The organism is Streptomyces sp. NBC_00310, from assembly GCF_036208085.1.
In the GTDB taxonomy this organism is placed as follows: Bacteria; Actinomycetota; Actinomycetes; order Streptomycetales; family Streptomycetaceae; genus Streptomyces.
Map to the genome: position 1 here is coordinate 8,592,253 of NZ_CP130714.1, position 15,131 is coordinate 8,607,383.

The 15,131-nt window shown below is 73.7% G+C and carries 13 protein-coding genes; 9 read left to right on the plus strand and 4 right to left on the minus strand.

Features of this window, described 5'->3' with window-relative positions; translation table 11 throughout:
• The first annotated feature begins 222 nt into the window (after positions 1 to 222).
• A complete protein-coding gene (gene cyc2 / locus OG202_RS37625) occupies positions 223 to 2,430 on the plus strand; it encodes a germacradienol/geosmin synthase Cyc2 (protein ID WP_327727341.1) in 2,208 nt (735 codons plus the stop codon).
• A gap of 38 nt (positions 2,431 to 2,468) precedes the next feature.
• Here cyc2 and OG202_RS37630 read toward each other — a convergent pair whose 3' ends face one another.
• Complete coding sequence (locus tag OG202_RS37630; protein WP_328224238.1) at positions 2,469 to 3,236, minus strand: CTP synthase C-terminal region-related (seleno)protein; 768 nt, start codon at positions 3,234 to 3,236, stop codon at positions 2,469 to 2,471.
• Between the two features lie 190 nt (positions 3,237 to 3,426).
• On the opposite strand from OG202_RS37630, the gene OG202_RS37635 reads away from it, so the two are divergent.
• Positions 3,427 to 4,299, plus strand: a complete 873-nt coding sequence (locus tag OG202_RS37635) for a LysR family transcriptional regulator (protein ID WP_327727339.1) — start codon at positions 3,427 to 3,429, stop codon at positions 4,297 to 4,299.
• A 105-nt stretch (positions 4,300 to 4,404) separates the two neighbouring features.
• Positions 4,405 to 5,010 (plus strand): PDZ domain-containing protein, encoded by a 606-nt coding sequence (locus OG202_RS37640; protein ID WP_327727338.1) that lies wholly within the window; start codon positions 4,405 to 4,407, stop codon positions 5,008 to 5,010.
• Positions 5,011 to 5,028: 18 nt separating this feature from the next.
• Here the strand turns inward: OG202_RS37640 and OG202_RS37645 are convergent, their stop codons facing one another.
• Positions 5,029 to 5,784 (minus strand): phosphodiesterase, encoded by a 756-nt coding sequence (locus tag OG202_RS37645; RefSeq protein ID WP_327727337.1) that lies wholly within the window; start codon positions 5,782 to 5,784, stop codon positions 5,029 to 5,031.
• 171 nt (positions 5,785 to 5,955) lie between these two features.
• Between OG202_RS37645 and OG202_RS37650 the strand changes: the two genes are divergently transcribed.
• The 3 genes from OG202_RS37650 (at position 5,956) to OG202_RS37660 (ending at position 8,842) form a co-directional block, all read left to right on the plus strand.
• Positions 5,956 to 6,576: a LysE family translocator gene (locus tag OG202_RS37650; RefSeq protein WP_327727336.1), complete on the plus strand. Its 621-nt coding sequence runs from the start codon at positions 5,956 to 5,958 to the stop codon at positions 6,574 to 6,576.
• A 112-nt stretch (positions 6,577 to 6,688) separates the two neighbouring features.
• Positions 6,689 to 7,855 (plus strand): M24 family metallopeptidase, encoded by a 1,167-nt coding sequence (locus tag OG202_RS37655; RefSeq protein ID WP_327727335.1) that lies wholly within the window; start codon positions 6,689 to 6,691, stop codon positions 7,853 to 7,855.
• A gap of 48 nt (positions 7,856 to 7,903) precedes the next feature.
• Positions 7,904 to 8,842: an aminoglycoside phosphotransferase family protein gene (locus tag OG202_RS37660; protein WP_328224239.1), complete on the plus strand. Its 939-nt coding sequence runs from the start codon at positions 7,904 to 7,906 to the stop codon at positions 8,840 to 8,842.
• 277 nt (positions 8,843 to 9,119) lie between these two features.
• Here the strand turns inward: OG202_RS37660 and treZ are convergent, their stop codons facing one another.
• Positions 9,120 to 10,865, minus strand: a complete 1,746-nt coding sequence (gene treZ / locus OG202_RS37665; RefSeq protein WP_327727333.1) for a malto-oligosyltrehalose trehalohydrolase — start codon at positions 10,863 to 10,865, stop codon at positions 9,120 to 9,122.
• 241 nt (positions 10,866 to 11,106) lie between these two features.
• Between treZ and OG202_RS37670 the strand changes: the two genes are divergently transcribed.
• The 3 genes from OG202_RS37670 (at position 11,107) to OG202_RS37680 (ending at position 13,623) form a co-directional block, all read left to right on the plus strand.
• Positions 11,107 to 11,658, plus strand: coding sequence for a DUF1707 and FHA domain-containing protein (locus OG202_RS37670; RefSeq protein WP_326575631.1), 552 nt, complete (start codon positions 11,107 to 11,109; stop codon positions 11,656 to 11,658).
• Between the two features lie 193 nt (positions 11,659 to 11,851).
• Positions 11,852 to 13,219 (plus strand): M14 family zinc carboxypeptidase, encoded by a 1,368-nt coding sequence (locus tag OG202_RS37675; RefSeq protein WP_327727332.1) that lies wholly within the window; start codon positions 11,852 to 11,854, stop codon positions 13,217 to 13,219.
• Entirely contained in the window at positions 13,216 to 13,623 is a 408-nt protein-coding gene (locus OG202_RS37680; RefSeq protein ID WP_326575627.1) for an SSI family serine proteinase inhibitor, read from the plus strand. Before OG202_RS37675 ends, OG202_RS37680 begins: the two co-directional genes overlap by 4 nt.
• 93 nt (positions 13,624 to 13,716) lie before the next feature.
• On the opposite strand, the gene OG202_RS37685 is transcribed toward OG202_RS37680, so the two are convergent.
• Positions 13,717 to 14,970, minus strand: coding sequence for a M14 family zinc carboxypeptidase (locus tag OG202_RS37685; protein ID WP_328224764.1), 1,254 nt, complete (start codon positions 14,968 to 14,970; stop codon positions 13,717 to 13,719).
• Between the last annotated feature and the right edge of the window lie 161 nt (positions 14,971 to 15,131).

Genomic DNA, 15,131 nt, shown 5'->3' on the forward strand with positions numbered 1-15,131 from the left:
TGTCCTTCGAGAAGCGGGGCGCAGCCCCCGCTTCTCGAGGGGCGCGGGGAACTGCGCGACCAGCCCCCACCGAACCCGCACCTGGGGGTCGAAGGGGCACAGCCCCTGAAGGAAGGGACGGGTAGGGGCGGCGGGGGCGGGAAAACCCCCTGGATTCACGCGATGGTGTGATCATGTCCCCCTGTCCGGATGCCCGCCGCAGGCCACGGGTAGGGCCCGGCCATGACGCAGCCGTTCGAACTCCCGCACTTCTACATGCCGTATCCCGCGCGGCTGAACCCCCACCTCGAAGAGGCCCGAACCCACTCCTCCGCGTGGGCACGGGAGATGGGCATGCTGGAGGGCTCCGGCGTATGGGAGCAGGCGGACCTGGACGCGCACGACTACGGCCTGCTGTGCGCGTACACCCATCCCGACTGCGACGGCCCGGCGCTCTCGCTCATCACCGACTGGTACGTGTGGGTGTTCTTCTTCGACGACCACTTCCTGGAGCTCTTCAAGCGTTCCCAGGACCGCCCCGGCGGCAAGGCCCACCTCGACCGACTCCCGCTCTTCATGCCGCTGGACCTCTCCACCCCCGTCCCGGAACCGGAGAACCCCGTGGAGGCGGGCCTCGCCGACCTCTGGGCGCGTACGGTGCCGTCGATGTCGATGGACTGGCGCCGCCGTTTCGCCGTGGCCACCGAGCACCTGCTCAACGAGTCGATGTGGGAGCTGTCCAACATCAACGAGGGCCGGATCGCCAACCCGGTCGAGTACATCGAGATGCGCCGCAAGGTCGGCGGTGCTCCCTGGTCGGCCGGTCTGGTCGAGTACGCGACCGCCGAAGTGCCGGTCCCCGTCGCGGAGTCGAGGCCCCTCAGGGTCCTGATGGAGACGTTCTCGGACGCCGTCCATCTGCGCAACGACCTGTTCTCGTACCAGCGGGAGGTCGAGGACGAGGGCGAGAACAGCAACGGCGTGCTCGTCCTGGAGACCTTCTTCGGCTGCGGCACCCAGCAGGCCGCCGAGACCGTCAACGACATCCTCACCTCCCGGCTGCACCAGTTCGAGAACACCGCGCTCACCGAAGTGCCCGCGCTCGCCCTGGAGAAGGGCCTCGCCCCGGACGAGATCGCCGCCGTGGCGGCCTACACGAAGGGGCTGCAGGACTGGCAGTCCGGCGGCCACGAGTGGCATATGAGGTCCAGCCGCTACATGAACGAGGGCGCCACCTCCGCACGTGGCCCGCTCGACTTCGGCGGCGTGGTCCTCTCCGGCCCCGCGCTGGTCACCCGGGCGGGGTTCGGCAGGTCGGCCGCCGATGTCGGGGCGCTGCTCGCGACCGCCGCGGCGGAACGGCTGCGCGCCCATGCGCATGTGCCGTACCAGAAGGTGGGGCCCTCCCGACTCCCCGATTTCTACATGCCGTTCAAGGTGGAGCTCTGCCCGCACCTGGACGCCGCCCGCCCCCGCCTCACCGCCTGGATGCACGCGATGGGCATGCTGAGCGAGGGCGTCTGGGACGAGGAGAAACTCGCCGCCGCCGACCTGCCGCTCTGCTCGGCCGGCCTCGACCCGGACGCGACGCCCGAGCAACTCGACCTCAGTTCCGCCTGGCTGGCCTGGGGCACCTACGGCGACGACTACTACCCCCTCGTCTTCGGCCACCGCCGCGACCTCGCCGCCGCGCGCCTGACCACGGCCCGGCTCTCCGACTGCATGCCCGTCGAGGGGGAGCAGGTCCCCGTCCCGGTGAACGGCATGGAACGGGGCCTCATCGACCTCTGGGCGCGTACGACGGCGGGGATGACCCCCGACGAACGACGCGGTCTGAAGGCGTCCGTCGACAAGATGACCGAGAGCTGGGTGTGGGAGGTGTTCAACCAGATCCAGAACCGCGTCCCCGACCCGGTCGACTACCTGGAGATGCGGCGCGCCACCTTCGGCTCCGACCTCACCCTCAGCATGTGCCGGATGGGCCACGGCCCGCAGATCCCGCCCGAGGTCTACCGCAGCGGGCCCGTCCGCTCCCTGGAGAACGCGGCCATCGACTACGCCTGCCTCATCAACGACGTCTTCTCCTACCAGAAGGAGGTCGAGTACGAGGGCGAGGTCCACAACGCGATCCTCGTCGTGCAGAACTTCTTCGGCTGCGACTACCCGACCGCGCTCGGTGTGATCCACGACCTGATGACCCAGCGGATGCAGCAGTTCGAGCATGTCGTCGCCCATGAACTGCCCGTCGTCTACGACGACTTCGAGCTGTCGGAGGAGGCCCGCACCATCATGGACGGTTATGTGACCGACCTGCGGAACTGGCTGTCCGGCATCCTCAACTGGCACCAGCGGGTCGACCGTTACAAGCCCGAGTTCCTGGCCCGCCGAGCCCACGGCTTCGTCCCGGACCGCCCACCGGTGCTGTCCTTCGCTCCGGTGCACGCCGGCTGAGCCCGGGCCGGGTCACGCCGGCGGAATCCCCGCCCGGGTCACGCCGGCCGGCTCACCACCGCCGCCCGGGTCGCGTGCTCGACCGCGGCCCGGGCGAACGCGCGCACGACCGGGTGCGGACGGCTGCCGTCGCCGGCGAGCTCCGGCTGGAAGAGCGTGGCCAGGAAGAAGGGGTGGCCTGGCAGTTCGGCGATCCGGACGTGCCCGTCCTCGTCGTGCCCGGAGTACCGCAGACCGTGCGCGCGCAGGGTGTCGAGGTGACGGGTCGGGCCGTACGCGCAGAAGTACCGCTCGACCGACCGCTCGGCGTTCATCACGGACTGTGCGAGCGAGCCCGGCTCGACGACGACCGTCGCCTCGTGCCCGACCAGGGAACAGGCGAGCGGCTCGATGAGGAAGTCCTCGGCACCCGGCTCGTTCTCGGCGTGCGCGACCCGGGTGAGCCCGCACACGTGCCGGGCGTACTCCAGCAGCGCGTGCTGGAAGCCGCCGCACGTGCCCAGGAACGGGATGCCCTCCTCCCGGGCGGTCCGGATCGCGGAGAGCACCCCGGCCTCGCTCCGGTACGGGCTGCCCGGCACCACCCACACCGCGTCGAAGCCGCGCACGGCTCCCGCGTCGTCGGCGGCGTCCTCGGAGGGGATCCAGTACGCGTCGAGGACGAGCCGGTCGCGTCCGGCGAGGGCGTCGAGGAGGAGCGGGATCCGGCTGTGCGAGACGACGTCGGGGGACCGGTCGCCGACGATGGCCAGTCGCGCGGACCGGGCCGCGGGGGAAGAGGCGGGCTGAGCCGCGTGGTTCGTCATGCCCGTCATCCTGGGCGCGACCCCGACTTCACGTCCAACGATGATTCCTGCACGCTCGATAAGCGTTGCTGATGGACTGCCGATGGGCCGCCTGACGGTCCGCCTGACGCACCGCCTGACGGGTCGCCTGACGGGTCGGCTGACGGGCCGCATGGTGGGCCGGCCGTAGGCCTGCGCGATCCTGTCCGCCATGGATCCGCATCTGCTGCGTACGTATGTCACCGTGGCCCGGCTCGCCTCCTTCTCCGAGGCCGCGCGCGAGCTGGGATACACCCAGTCCGCGGTGTCCCAGCACATCGCCGCGCTGGAGCAGGATCTCGGCGCCCCGCTGCTGACGCGGCGCCCCGTCGTCCCCACGGCCGCGGGCGAGCGGCTCCTCGAACACGCCGGACCCCTGCTGCTGCGCCTGGAGGCGGCCCGCGCGGACGTCGTACGGATGGCGGCCGCACCCGAGCACGGGCTGACCCTCGCGGCGACCCCGACGGCGCTCGGCCCCCGGGCGATCGCCGCGCTGCCCGCCGCCGGGGTGACCCTGCGGACCCTCTCCCGGGACGAGATCCCGGCGGCCGTCGCCACGGGCACGGCCGACCTGGGCCTGGTCGACGGGATCGCCGCCCCCAGCGACCCCCTCCGCCTCCCCGACGTGGCACCCCTGGCCTCCCGGGGCGTCGGCGAGGAACCCGTCTGCGTGCTCCTCCCCACCGGCCATCCCCTCGCCCGCCGCCCCGGACTCCGCCTCACCGACCTCGTCGACGCCCGCTGGCTCGATGCCCCCGGCGCGGGCCTCCCGCTGGACCGGCTCCGCACCGCGAGCGCCACCGGCGGTCTGCGCACCGCCCTCCGCTACGAGGGCACCGACCTGCGCACGCTCACCACCCTCGCCGCCGCCGGACACGGACTCACCGTCCTGCCCCGCCACTTCGCCGCCGACGTCCCCGGCGCGGTCGCCGTCGCCCTCGTCGAACCCCGCCTCGTGCACCGTACGGAAATCGTGTATGGCGGAACGCCCGGCGGAGCGGCGGCGGCACTGGTGCGGGAGCTGACCGGGCCGCGGACGACGTGACGTCGCCAGGGGGCGTACGCCGGATGTGACGGGGTGTCAGTCTCACTCTTTCGTGGCTCGTCGCGCCGTGATGCGCCGGGTAGGTCTCCGGCCGGAGGCGACACCATGGAACAGACCGCGTTGAGACCCAAACCCATGCCGGGGCAGGAGTCCGGTGACGGCCGCCCACCCGGCACCGTCCGGCGTCCGCACGCCGCACCCCGCCGCACCCGGCAACGACTGATCACCCTGCTGTTCGCCCTGGTGACCTGCGCGGTCCTCGTCCTCTCGGGCGTCGGACTCGGCACCATGGGCGCCACAGCGATCGGTGTGAGCACGCTCGCGGAGCCACGGGAGGAGGCGAGGGGGTCGGAACCCTCCGTCCGGTCGGGTGGAGGCGGCCGGACGCCGCCCGATGCCACCCCACCCCCGCGCGCGGACGGTCCGGCGCCCGCACGCCCCACCCTCGGCGTCGAGGTCGTCGACGCTCCCGGCGGCACCGCGGGCGGCGGCGCCCTCGTCGTCGGCGTCCACGTCCCCGGCCCCGGCCACACCGCGGGCCTGGTCCGCGGCGACGTCGTCCTGGCCCTGGGCGGCACCCGGACCGGATCGGCGGCCGACCTCGCGCGAGCGATCGCCGCCGCGCGCCCCGGAGCGGCGGCGAAACTCGTCGTGCGGCACGCGAACGGCACCCGCCGGCACCTGGTCGCCGTCCCCGGAGTCGTCACGTGAGCCGTCCCCGGCGAGCCGTTACGAGGCCACCCTGAAGTGGCTGGTCAGCCGCCCCTCGTCGTCCAGTACGTGGAACGCCAGCCCGGGCGGCGCGTCCCGGTCCGCGACCTGGTCGCCCTCCCAGGGCAGCCGCAGCGTCCAGGTGACCCCGGGGCCGACGATCAGCGGACGCCCGGCGAAGGTGGTCGCGGCGGGCGTGTGGGCGTGCCCGGTGACGATCCCCGCGATCTCCGGCCGCCGCCCCAGCAGCCGGCCGAGCTTCGTCGGCTGGCCCAACCGGTAGGCGTCCGGCAGCGGGTGGTGGAGCGTCACCGGCGGGTGGTGGAAGGCGAGCAGCACGGGCCGCTCGCCGTCGAGTCCGTCGAGGGTCTCCTCGATCCAGGTGTACGTCTGCGCGTCCAGTTCGCCCTCGTCCTGCCCCGGAATGCTGGAGTCGCACATCAGCACGGCCGCGTCCGCGAAGACGTGCGCGCTGTTGACCGGCCCGTCGGCGGGCGGCTCCCCGAGCAGCGCCTTGCGGTAGGGCGCCCGGCTGTCGTGGTTGCCCGGGCAGGTGAGCACCGGGAAGGGCGCCCCGCCCTCCCGCAGCCCCAGGAGGCGCGCGGCCTCCTCGTACTCGGCCTCCGTGCCGTGGTCCGCGATGTCCCCGGTCACCAGCAGCGCGTCCACCCGCCCCGGCAGCCCCCACAGCAGATCCCGTACCCGCTCGGCCCGCCGGGTCGCCCGGTCGCTCCCGTCCAGATGCAGATCGCTGATGTGCGCGAGTACGAGCATCGTCGTACGCCTCCTCGGGCGGTGCCTGACCGTGTCTGACTTAATGGAACAGTCGAATACAAGCATTAGTTCTAACGATTGGACAAGCTGCAGGCATTAGCGGCGCGGGTTGCTCGCGGACCCCTCGTAACCCACTGGCCGGACCCGGCGCCCGAGGGGCACGATGGCGGGATGCTGAGCACCCTTCTCGCCTTCCTCGGCGCCTGCACCCTGATCGCCGCCTCGCCCGGCCCCAGCACGGTGCTGATCATCAAGGAGTCCCTGCGCAGCAGGCGTTCCGGCTTCCTGACCGTGCTCGGCAACGAGACCGGCGTCTTCGTCTGGGGCCTCGTCGCCGCGTTCGGCCTGACCGCCCTGCTGGCCGCCTCCGAGCTGGCGTACGACGTCATGCGGATCGTCGGCGCGGTCGTCCTCGTCGTCTTCGGAGTACAGACCCTGTGGCAGGCGCGCCGTTCCGAGGTCCAGCCGGAGAGCGTCGGGGAGGCGGCCGGGAAGAGCGGCTGGGCCTCGTACCGGGGCGGACTGCTGCTCAACCTCGCCAACCCCAAGGCGGCGATCTTCGCGATGTCGTTCCTGCCGCAGTTCGTGCCCGAGGGTGCGCCCCATCTGCCCACCATGGTGGGGCTCGCCGCGCTCTGGGCGGTCTACGAGATCGGCTACTACGGCCTCTACGTGTGGTTCGTCGGCAGGATGAAGGCCGTGCTCTCCCGGGCGGGTGTGCGGCGGCGCCTGGAGCAGGTCTCCGGAGGCGTTCTGCTGCTCCTCGGCGCGCGTCTCGCGCTGGAGAGCTGACGCCGGAGCCGGACGACGGTCGACGCCACGCGGCAATCGGCTCGCGTGCGCTGCGGCGGAGGGGCAGGATGCTGCCCGTAGCCCCAGGACTTCCGAGCACACGGAGGCATGGATGACCGGCACGCCCGGCGACCGTCCCGCGCCCACGCCGTCCACCGCCGAGGCCCCGCCCGCGCCCTTCACCGCCGACGACCACCGGGCCCGGATGCGGCGGGCGGCGCGGGCCGCCGCGGACGCCGGGCTCGACGGGCTGCTGGTCGCACCCGGCCCGGACCTGGTGTGGCTGACGGGACACCGGCCGCCGGAGACGGAGCGGCTGACGATGCTGGTGCTGCGCGACGGCGTGGACCCGGTGCTGGTGGTGCCCACCCTGGAGGCCCCGGACGCCGCCGAGGCACCCGGCGGCCCCGCGCTCACGCTCCGCGACTGGACCGACGGCAAGGACCCGTACGACGCGGCCGTCTCCGTCCTCGGCCCGCGCGGCCGCTTCGGCGTCAGCGACAACTCCTGGGCGCTGCACCTGCTCGGCCTGCAACGACGGCTGCCCGGGACGACGTACGTGGCGCTGACCGAGGCCCTGCCGATGCTGCGGGCGGTGAAGGACGCGGCCGAGCTGGAGCGGATGGCGGCGGCGGGCGCGGCCGCCGACCGGGCGTACGAGGAGATCCGCCAGGTCCCCTTCGCCGGCCGCCGGGAGACCGAGGTCGCCGCCGATCTGGCCGGGCTGCTGCGGCGGTTCGGGCACTCCCAGGTCGACTTCACGATCGTCGCGTCGGGCCCGAACGGCGCCAACCCGCACCACGAGGCGGGCGACCGCGTCATCCGCCACGGCGACATGGTCGTCCTCGACTTCGGCGGCCTCAAGGATGGCTACGGCTCCGACACCTCCCGCACCGTCCACGTCGGCGAACCGGACGCCGAGGAGCGTGAGGTGCACGACATCGTGCGGGCCGCCCAGGAGGCGGGGTTCCGCGCGGTACGGCCGGGCGCGGCCTGCCAGGACGTCGACCGGGCCGCCCGCGCGGTCATCACCGGGGCGGGGTACGGCGACCGTTTCATCCACCGCACCGGGCACGGCATCGGCGTCACCACGCACGAACCGCCGTACATGATCGAGGGAGAGCAGCGGCCCCTCGTGCCCGGCATGTGCTTCTCGGTCGAACCCGGCGTCTATCTGCCGGGCCGTTTCGGCGTACGGATCGAGGACATCGTGACGGTGACCGAGGACGGCGGCCGGCGTCTCAACACCACCCCGCGCGAGATGGCGGTGGTCGAGTGACCGACCGCGTGCCCCTGCTCCCCTGAACCCCCGGACGACGGCGCGACCATGACCCAGGTACCGACACCCACCGCGGACAGCGTCCGCCGACTGGTCCGTTCCCTGCTGAAGAACGGGGAGGGGCCCGGCGGCGGCAAGGGCGGCGACGGCCCCGAGGTGCGGCCCGTCGCCGGGGACGACACCCACGGCACCTGGTGGGTCGGCAGCCGTCATGTGCTGCGCCTCGCGACCGACCGGCACGCCGTCGGGCGGCAGCGGCGCGAACTGCGGCTGCGGGACCTGGTTCGTCCGCATGTCGCCGTCGCCGTCCCGGTGAGCGTCGCGCACGGCGAGTGGTCCGGCGGGCTCACCTACACGCTCGACACGAGGCTGCCGGGCGGTACTGCCGAGGACCACGACGTGTCCGCCGTGGGCGAGGCGGATCTGGCGGCGCTCCTCACGGGGCTGCGCGAGGTACCGCTGCGGCAGGCCGAGCCGCTCGGGGTGCCCCGGCTCGCCCCGCGCCCGCTGGAGGCGCTGCGTACGGCGGCGGGGCGCGCGGCGCGGCATCTCGCCGCGGCCGACGAGTTCGACGCGGGGCGGCTCGGGCAGCTGACGTCCGCGAACGCCGCGCAGTTGGCGGCGCCGGGCGCGGTGCTGGTCCACCACGGGCTCACCGGGGACCACCTCGTCGTCAGTGCCGACGGCCGGGTCCGCGGTGTCCCCGACTGGGGCGACGCCGTCATCGGTGACCCCGCCGAGGACATCGCCGGGCTCGCCACGGCCGTCGGCGCGCCCGCCGCGGTCCGCGCGGCCACCCTCGCCGGCTACGGCGCCCGCCCCTGCCTACGTGGCCTCTGGCTGGCCCGCTGCGACACGGTCATCGCCCTCGCGGAGGGGGTGCGGGGGCGGGCCCCGGCCCCCCTGCCGGTCCTCCGGAACCGCCTGCGGCGCACCTGGGAGGCGATCCTGCTGGAGAGGGTGACGGATCTGCGGGGCGAGGACTGAGGACTGAGAACTGACGAGGGGCGCCCCATGGCTCGGGTCGTGCGTGTCGTGTGGCGGCCGCGGGCCGTATGTGGCTGATCGCGCAGTTCCCCGCGCCCCTGAAGGGGCTGCGCCCCTTCGCCCGCATGACTGCGGGCAAGCGTGCCGCTGGGGCGATGGGGGCACCTCCCGGTCGAGCGCAGCCGAGAGCGGGGGAGGGTGTGGCGCGGCGGCACCCTGTCAGCGCCGGTAGGCGCCTCCTCCCCCCCCCGCCCGGCCCCAGCCGCCGGGTGCCGGCTCACGCCACCGTCAGCACCGCACACGACTCCCCGCCAAGCGTCAGCACGCCATCCGCTCCCGGCGCCTGGACCGGGTCCCAGGCCGCCAGCACCCGCGCGTGCGGCACCCCGACGGGAATCGCGGCCGGCTCGGTGCCCAGGTTCATCGCCACACGCACATCCCCCCGCCGGAAGCCCAACCACCGGGCCTCCTCGTCGAAGGCGACCTTGACGTCGGAGAGGTCGGGGTCGGAGAGGTCGGGGAAGGTGTGGCGGAGGGTGATGAGGGTGCGGTACCAGGCCAGCATCCGGGCGTGGGGCTCGTGCGCCGGCTCGGACCAGTCGAGGCACGAGCGGTCGCGGGTCGCCGGGTCCTGGGGGTCGGGGACGTCCTCCTCGGCCCATCCGTGCGCCGCGAACTCCCGGCGCCGCCCCCGCCGTACGGCCTCCGCGAGTTCCGGATCGGTGTGGTCCGTGAAGAACTGCCAGGGCGTCGACGCGGCCCACTCCTCGCCCATGAAGAGCATCGGCGTGAACGGGCCCGTGAGGACGAGGGCGGCCGCGCAGGCCAGCAGGCCGGGGGAGAGGGTGGCGGCGAGACGGTCGCCCTGGGCGCGGTTGCCGACCTGGTCGTGGGTCTGGGTGTAACCCAGCAGCCGGTGCGCGGAGACGCTCGTACGGTCCAGGGGGCGGCCGTGGCGGCGCTCCCGGAAGGACGAGTACGTGCCGTCGTGGAAGTAGCCGCCCGTCAGGGTCTTCGCCAGGCCCGACAGACCGGCCCGCGCGAAGTCCTCGTAGTAGCCCTGCGACTCGCCGGTCAGGGTGGTGTGCAGGGTGTGGTGGAAGTCGTCGTTCCACTGGGCGTGCAGGCCCAGCCCGCCCTGCGCGCGCGGGGTGACCAGACGGGGGTCGTTCAGGTCCGACTCGGCGATCAGGAACAGCGGTCGGGCGACCTCCTCGGCGAGCCCGTCCACCGCCGTCGACAGTTCCTCGAGGAAGTGCAGGGCGCGGGTGTCCTTGAGCGCGTGGACCGCGTCCAGCCGCAGGCCGTCCAGGCGGTAGTCGCGCAGCCAGGCGAGCGCGCTCTCCAGGAAGTACGCCCGTACCTCGTCCGAGCCGGGCGCGTCCAGGTTGACCGCCGCGCCCCAGGGCGTGTGGTGCCGCTCGGTGAAGTACGGGCCGAAGACGGGCAGGTAGTTGCCGGAGGGGCCCAGATGGTTGTGCACGACGTCGAGCACGACCCCGAGGCCCAGCTCGTGCGCCGCGTCCACGAACCGCTTCAGCGCCTCGGGCCCGCCGTACGGCTCGTGCACCGCCCAGAGCGAGACGCCCTCGTAACCCCAGCCGTGCGTCCCGGGGAACGGGCACACCGGCATCAACTGCACGTGCGTGACGCCCAGTTCGACGAGATGGGCGAGGCGCCCGGCCGCCGCGTCCAGCGTGCCCTCCACGGTGTACGTGCCGACGTGCAGCTCGTACAGCACCGCGCCCGGCAGCCCGCGCCCGGACCACTGCGCGCGCCACGCGTACCGCCCGTGGTCGACGACCGCGCTCAGCCCGTCGGGGCCGTCCGGCTGGCGGCGCGAGCGCGGATCGGGACGCACCGGACCGTCGTCGACGGCGAATCCGTAGCGCGTGCCGTCCGACGCCTCCGCCTCGGCCGTCCACCACCCCGGCCGCTCCGGATCGCGCTCCATGGCATGCGTGGCGCCCGCGCGGTGGAGCGTCGAACGTTCGGCCTGCGGTGCCCACACCTCGAACTGCACGGAACGGTTCTCCCTCGGCTGCCGGTCGTGGTCCTGGGTAGTCAGGGGGTCGGCCGCTCCGGGGAAGTACGCGCACACCCCCGGAACCGCTTCTGTCCATCGTGCTGCAAACGAGATCGTCGCGCGCCCGGATCACCGCTTTTGCCCGCCCGCGTCGCTCGTCCGTCGGGCATGTCCGGGGATGGTCACCGTTTACGGCCTGTCTGGACACCTCCGGCCCCCCTGACCGACAATCACCTGCGTGACGTCGTCCTTCGAGTTCCACACATACCCCGCGCGGCTGTCGGACGCCGAGCGCGACCGCGCGCTGAGGGCGCTCCGTGACGGCGTCGCACTGGGCCGCCTGTCGCACGACACGTTCATCCGGCGGATGGAGCTGGCGCTCACCGCCCGCCGCTCCGACGAACTCGCCGCGCTCACCGCCGACCTGCCCGCCGAGAAGCGCTGGTCCCGGCTGGTGCTCGGCACCGTCGGGGCGGTCTCCGGTTTCGGCGTGAAGCTGCGCCGGGCCTGGCAGGCCGAGCGGCTCCCCAAGCTTCAACTGCCGCACCCGGCGAGCGACCACGCCCTGCGCATCGGCCGCGACCCCGCGAGCGGGCTCCGGCTCAGCCACGAGACGGTCTCCCGGGTGCACGCCGAGCTGAGCCGGCAGGGCGGCATGTGGATCCTGCGTGACCTCGGCTCCACCAACGGCACCACCGTCAACGGCCGTCGGGTGATCGGCGCGGCCGTCGTCCGCGACGGCGACCAGGTGAGTTTCGGCCGCATGACGTTCCGTCTCTCCTCGGAATGACCTTCTGACCGATCCCACGGCAAAGCTCTGGCCTGGGATTTACCCAGCGAGTTTGTCAACTTCCCTTCCGTTCGGGGGTGTTGACGTACGTTCTCGGCCGTGACTGACTGTGCTTACACCATGCACACCAGGTGAACCGACGGCGCCACATTCGTGGAGGTGTGCCCTGCCGCCACTCCTCCGCTACCCGACCGTGGACGACTTGTCCGCCCGCGCCGCGGCCCTCGTCGCCCGACATCCGCACCGCGCCCGACTGCGCCGCGTGGGCACCTCACGGGCGGGCACGCCGATGTGGCTGCTGTCCGTCGGACGAGGCAGCCGCCACACCCTGATCGTCGCCGGTCCGCACGCCAACGAACCCGTGGGCGGCGCCACCGTCCTCCGGCTCGCCGAACGGGCCCTGGCCGACCCCCGGTTGAGCGACGCCGCCGACATCACCTGGAACCTGCTGCTGAGCCTCGACCCCGACGGCTCCCGCCGCAACGAGGGCTGGCTGTCCGGCCCGTACACCCTCGGGCACCACTTCCGGCACTTCTTCCGCCCCGGTTTCCTGGAACAGCCCGAGTGGCTGCCCGACGGCGCGGCCGGCGCCGCCCTGCCGGAGACCCGCACCCTGCTCGGCCTCCAGGACGAACTGCGGCCCTTCTTCCAGTGCTCGCTGCACGGCGTCGACATCGGCGGCGGCTTCGTCGAGCTGACCCGTGAACTGCCGGGCATCGCCGAGCGCGTGGCCCGCATCGCCGCCCGCCTCGGCATCCCGCGCGAGCTGAGACCGTACGACACCCTGTACTGGCCCTGCCTCGGCCCCGCCGTCTACCGCATCCCGCCCCCGCGCCGGGGCGACCTGGCCGCCGCCATCACCGAGGCGGCCGTCGAGTCCACCTGGTTCCACCCGCACCGCTACGGCACGGTCACCGCCGTCGTCGAGGCACCCATGTGGGGGGTGACCGCCGTCGAGGACGTCTCCCCGACGCCGGACGCCGACGCCGTACTGCGCACCGTCAGCCGCGCCCTGCGCCGCGACACCCGGCTCCTGGAGGGCATCCTCGCCCGGGTCCGCCCCTCGGCGAGCGGCGGCCCGGACGCGGCCCGGCTCCTCGCCCCGGTCGACGACTATTTACTGGTCGGGCCGGGCCTCGCCGACTCCTGGGACCCCGACGTCCACGACGGCGCCGCCCGGCCCCTGCCCCCGCTCGACACCGCCCGGCTCACCACCCTCGCCATCTCCGGCCGCCGGGTCGCCCTGCGCACAGCCGGGCTGCTGCACCAGCTGGTGACCCGCGCCGGACGCGACCCGGGCGACGCCCTGCCCGAGCTCGACCGGCTCATCGACGAGTGGTGCGCCGAGTACCGCGACGGCTACGGGGCACGCTGGATCCCCGTCGCCCGCCAGGCGGAATACCAGGCCCACGTGGTCCTCGCCGCGTTCGACCTGGCCGCCGGGCGCCCGCGCACGTCGGGGTCCGCCCCCCACGGGACCTGCCCGGACGCCCACGCGGACTCCCGTTCGGGTGAGCCGGATTGGAGTTCCGAGCCCGCCGTGCCGATGCACCGGGAATGACGAACCCCACCCGCGCGGTACGCGGCGGCCTGCTCGCCGCACTCGCCCTCCTCACCGTCGGCGCCTCGGCCCCGGACCGGCCGGCCGCCACCCACGGCGACTGGCTCTACGTCTCCCTCACCCGGGGCGACGCCCGCTCCTCCGACACCCGCGGCACCCTGCTCCTCTGCGACCCGCCCCAGGGCCACGGCCGCGCCGCCCAGGCCTGCGCGGAACTCCGCGAGACCAGCGGGGACATCACCCGCATCCCCCACAGGAACGCCCTCTGCACCGAGATCCACGCCCCCGTCCGAGCCACCGCCGAAGGCCGGTGGAACGGCAGATCGGTCACCTACGAGCAGACGTTCGCGAACGCCTGCGTGATGGCGGCCCGAACGGGAGCGGTGTTCGCCTTGTCGGACTGACGGTCACCCACAGGGGGCGCGGGGAACCGCTCGACCAGCCGCTGACGGCCCGCGGCCGCCCGACAACACGACGAGGCACCCCGGCAGGCGCACTCAGGACCCCGTGTCCCCCCGCGCACACGCCGCGGCCGCCAGCACCGTCCGCACCTGGTGCTCGACCTGGTCACTCACCGGCACCCACCGCGCGTGGAACCGGTCGGCGAAGGACTCGCACCACTCGGCGACCAGCTCTTCGAGGAGCGGTGCCCCGGGGGCGTCGGCATCCACCAGCGCGCGCCGCAGCATCGCCGCGGCCCGCAACGGGAGCCGGCGCCCGAAGGCGTCCACACTGCCCACGTACGCCGTCGACAGATCCGCCGGCGGCCCGTCGGTCCAGTCCCGGGCCAGCCCCGGCACCAGGGCCAGCGCCCACCGGGCGGCCCTCAGCAACGGTCCCTCGGGGCCCGGCAGCCGGGGCAGCGCCTCGGCGAGGACCCGCTCCACCCGGGCCGCGTCCGAGAGGAGCCGTCGCGCCAGATGGCGCAGCGCCGCCGCCGGGGCCGGATGCGGGGCCGTGTCGTCCACCAGGTCGCTCGCCCACATCGGCACCTCCACGACCGCCGTCAGGCCGCCGTACCGGTGGGCGTGGTACCAGGTGCTGTGGCGGGCGTCGTCCGGCATGCTCGGGTACGCCGCGTGGCCCCCGGGCCGCGGCATCACGAACACCCCGGGACCGGAGACGGGCCAGCCCGCGGCGTCGGACGCGCCCATCTCCACCGGTATGCCCAGCTCGGCCGCCGACTTGGCGAACGGCTCGGCGAGCCCCGGCACGTCCTTCGTCAACTGCACCCAGCTGCCCCCGAGATCGGTGCCGTGCAGGGTCACCTGGAGGTAGGGCCGCAGCTCGCTGATCACCCTCAGCAGGGCGTGCGTCTCGGGCGGCAGCCGGTCCGGCGGCAGCACGGACGGCGACCACTCCGGCTGCTCGGGACCGGCCGGCCGGAAGAACCCCAGGTGGTAGTCGAGGAGGGTGCGCGGCGCCGGGGTCGTGTGGAGCCTCGCCCCGTCCGGGTCCGCGCAGAGCACGAAGTGCCAGGAGACATCGGCCCGCAACTCCCGCTCGCGGACGATCCGTTGGGCCAGGGCGAGCACCGTGGAGCCGCCGGTCGGCTCGTTCGCGTGGGCGCCCGCGACGACCAGGACGGCCCGTCTCGCCCGGCCCACGGACAGCAGCCACAGCGGCCGGCCGGCTCGCGAGACACCGATCCGCCGCAGCGCGCAAAGCCCTGGCCGACGGTTCGTCAGATTCCTTGCGGCCGACTCCAGTTCAGCCACTGTGGGATAACCGAGCTCCAACAGGAGACCCACCCCCGTCCAGTCCACCTGGCATCAGAATCCACACACCCGGCGGAGCCGGGTGGGGATGTGGCCAGTGTCCTTCCGTGGAAGGGGCGGCGCCCAGGGGCGCCCAGTCGCATTCACCGTCACCCGGCACGGGAGTGACCGCTACCCGGCGGCCGAGCCGCCGT

Bases quoted from the DNA above. Each gene is read 5' to 3' on its own strand.
- OG202_RS37660 (WP_328224239.1), top strand. From the start codon at position 7,904: ATGACCCAGGTACCGACACCCACCGCGGACAGCGTCCGCCGACTGGTC.
- OG202_RS37650 (WP_327727336.1), top strand. From the start codon at position 5,956: ATGCTGAGCACCCTTCTCGCCTTCCTCGGCGCCTGCACCCTGATCGCC.
- OG202_RS37655 (WP_327727335.1), top strand. From the start codon at position 6,689: ATGACCGGCACGCCCGGCGACCGTCCCGCGCCCACGCCGTCCACCGCC.
- OG202_RS37645 (WP_327727337.1), bottom strand. From the start codon at position 5,784: ATGCTCGTACTCGCGCACATCAGCGATCTGCATCTGGACGGGAGCGAC.
- OG202_RS37630 (WP_328224238.1), bottom strand. From the start codon at position 3,236: ATGACGAACCACGCGGCTCAGCCCGCCTCTTCCCCCGCGGCCCGGTCC.
- OG202_RS37640 (WP_327727338.1), top strand. From the start codon at position 4,405: ATGGAACAGACCGCGTTGAGACCCAAACCCATGCCGGGGCAGGAGTCC.
- OG202_RS37635 (WP_327727339.1), top strand. From the start codon at position 3,427: ATGGATCCGCATCTGCTGCGTACGTATGTCACCGTGGCCCGGCTCGCC.
- cyc2 (WP_327727341.1), top strand. From the start codon at position 223: ATGACGCAGCCGTTCGAACTCCCGCACTTCTACATGCCGTATCCCGCG.
- OG202_RS37680 (WP_326575627.1), top strand. From the start codon at position 13,216: ATGACGAACCCCACCCGCGCGGTACGCGGCGGCCTGCTCGCCGCACTC.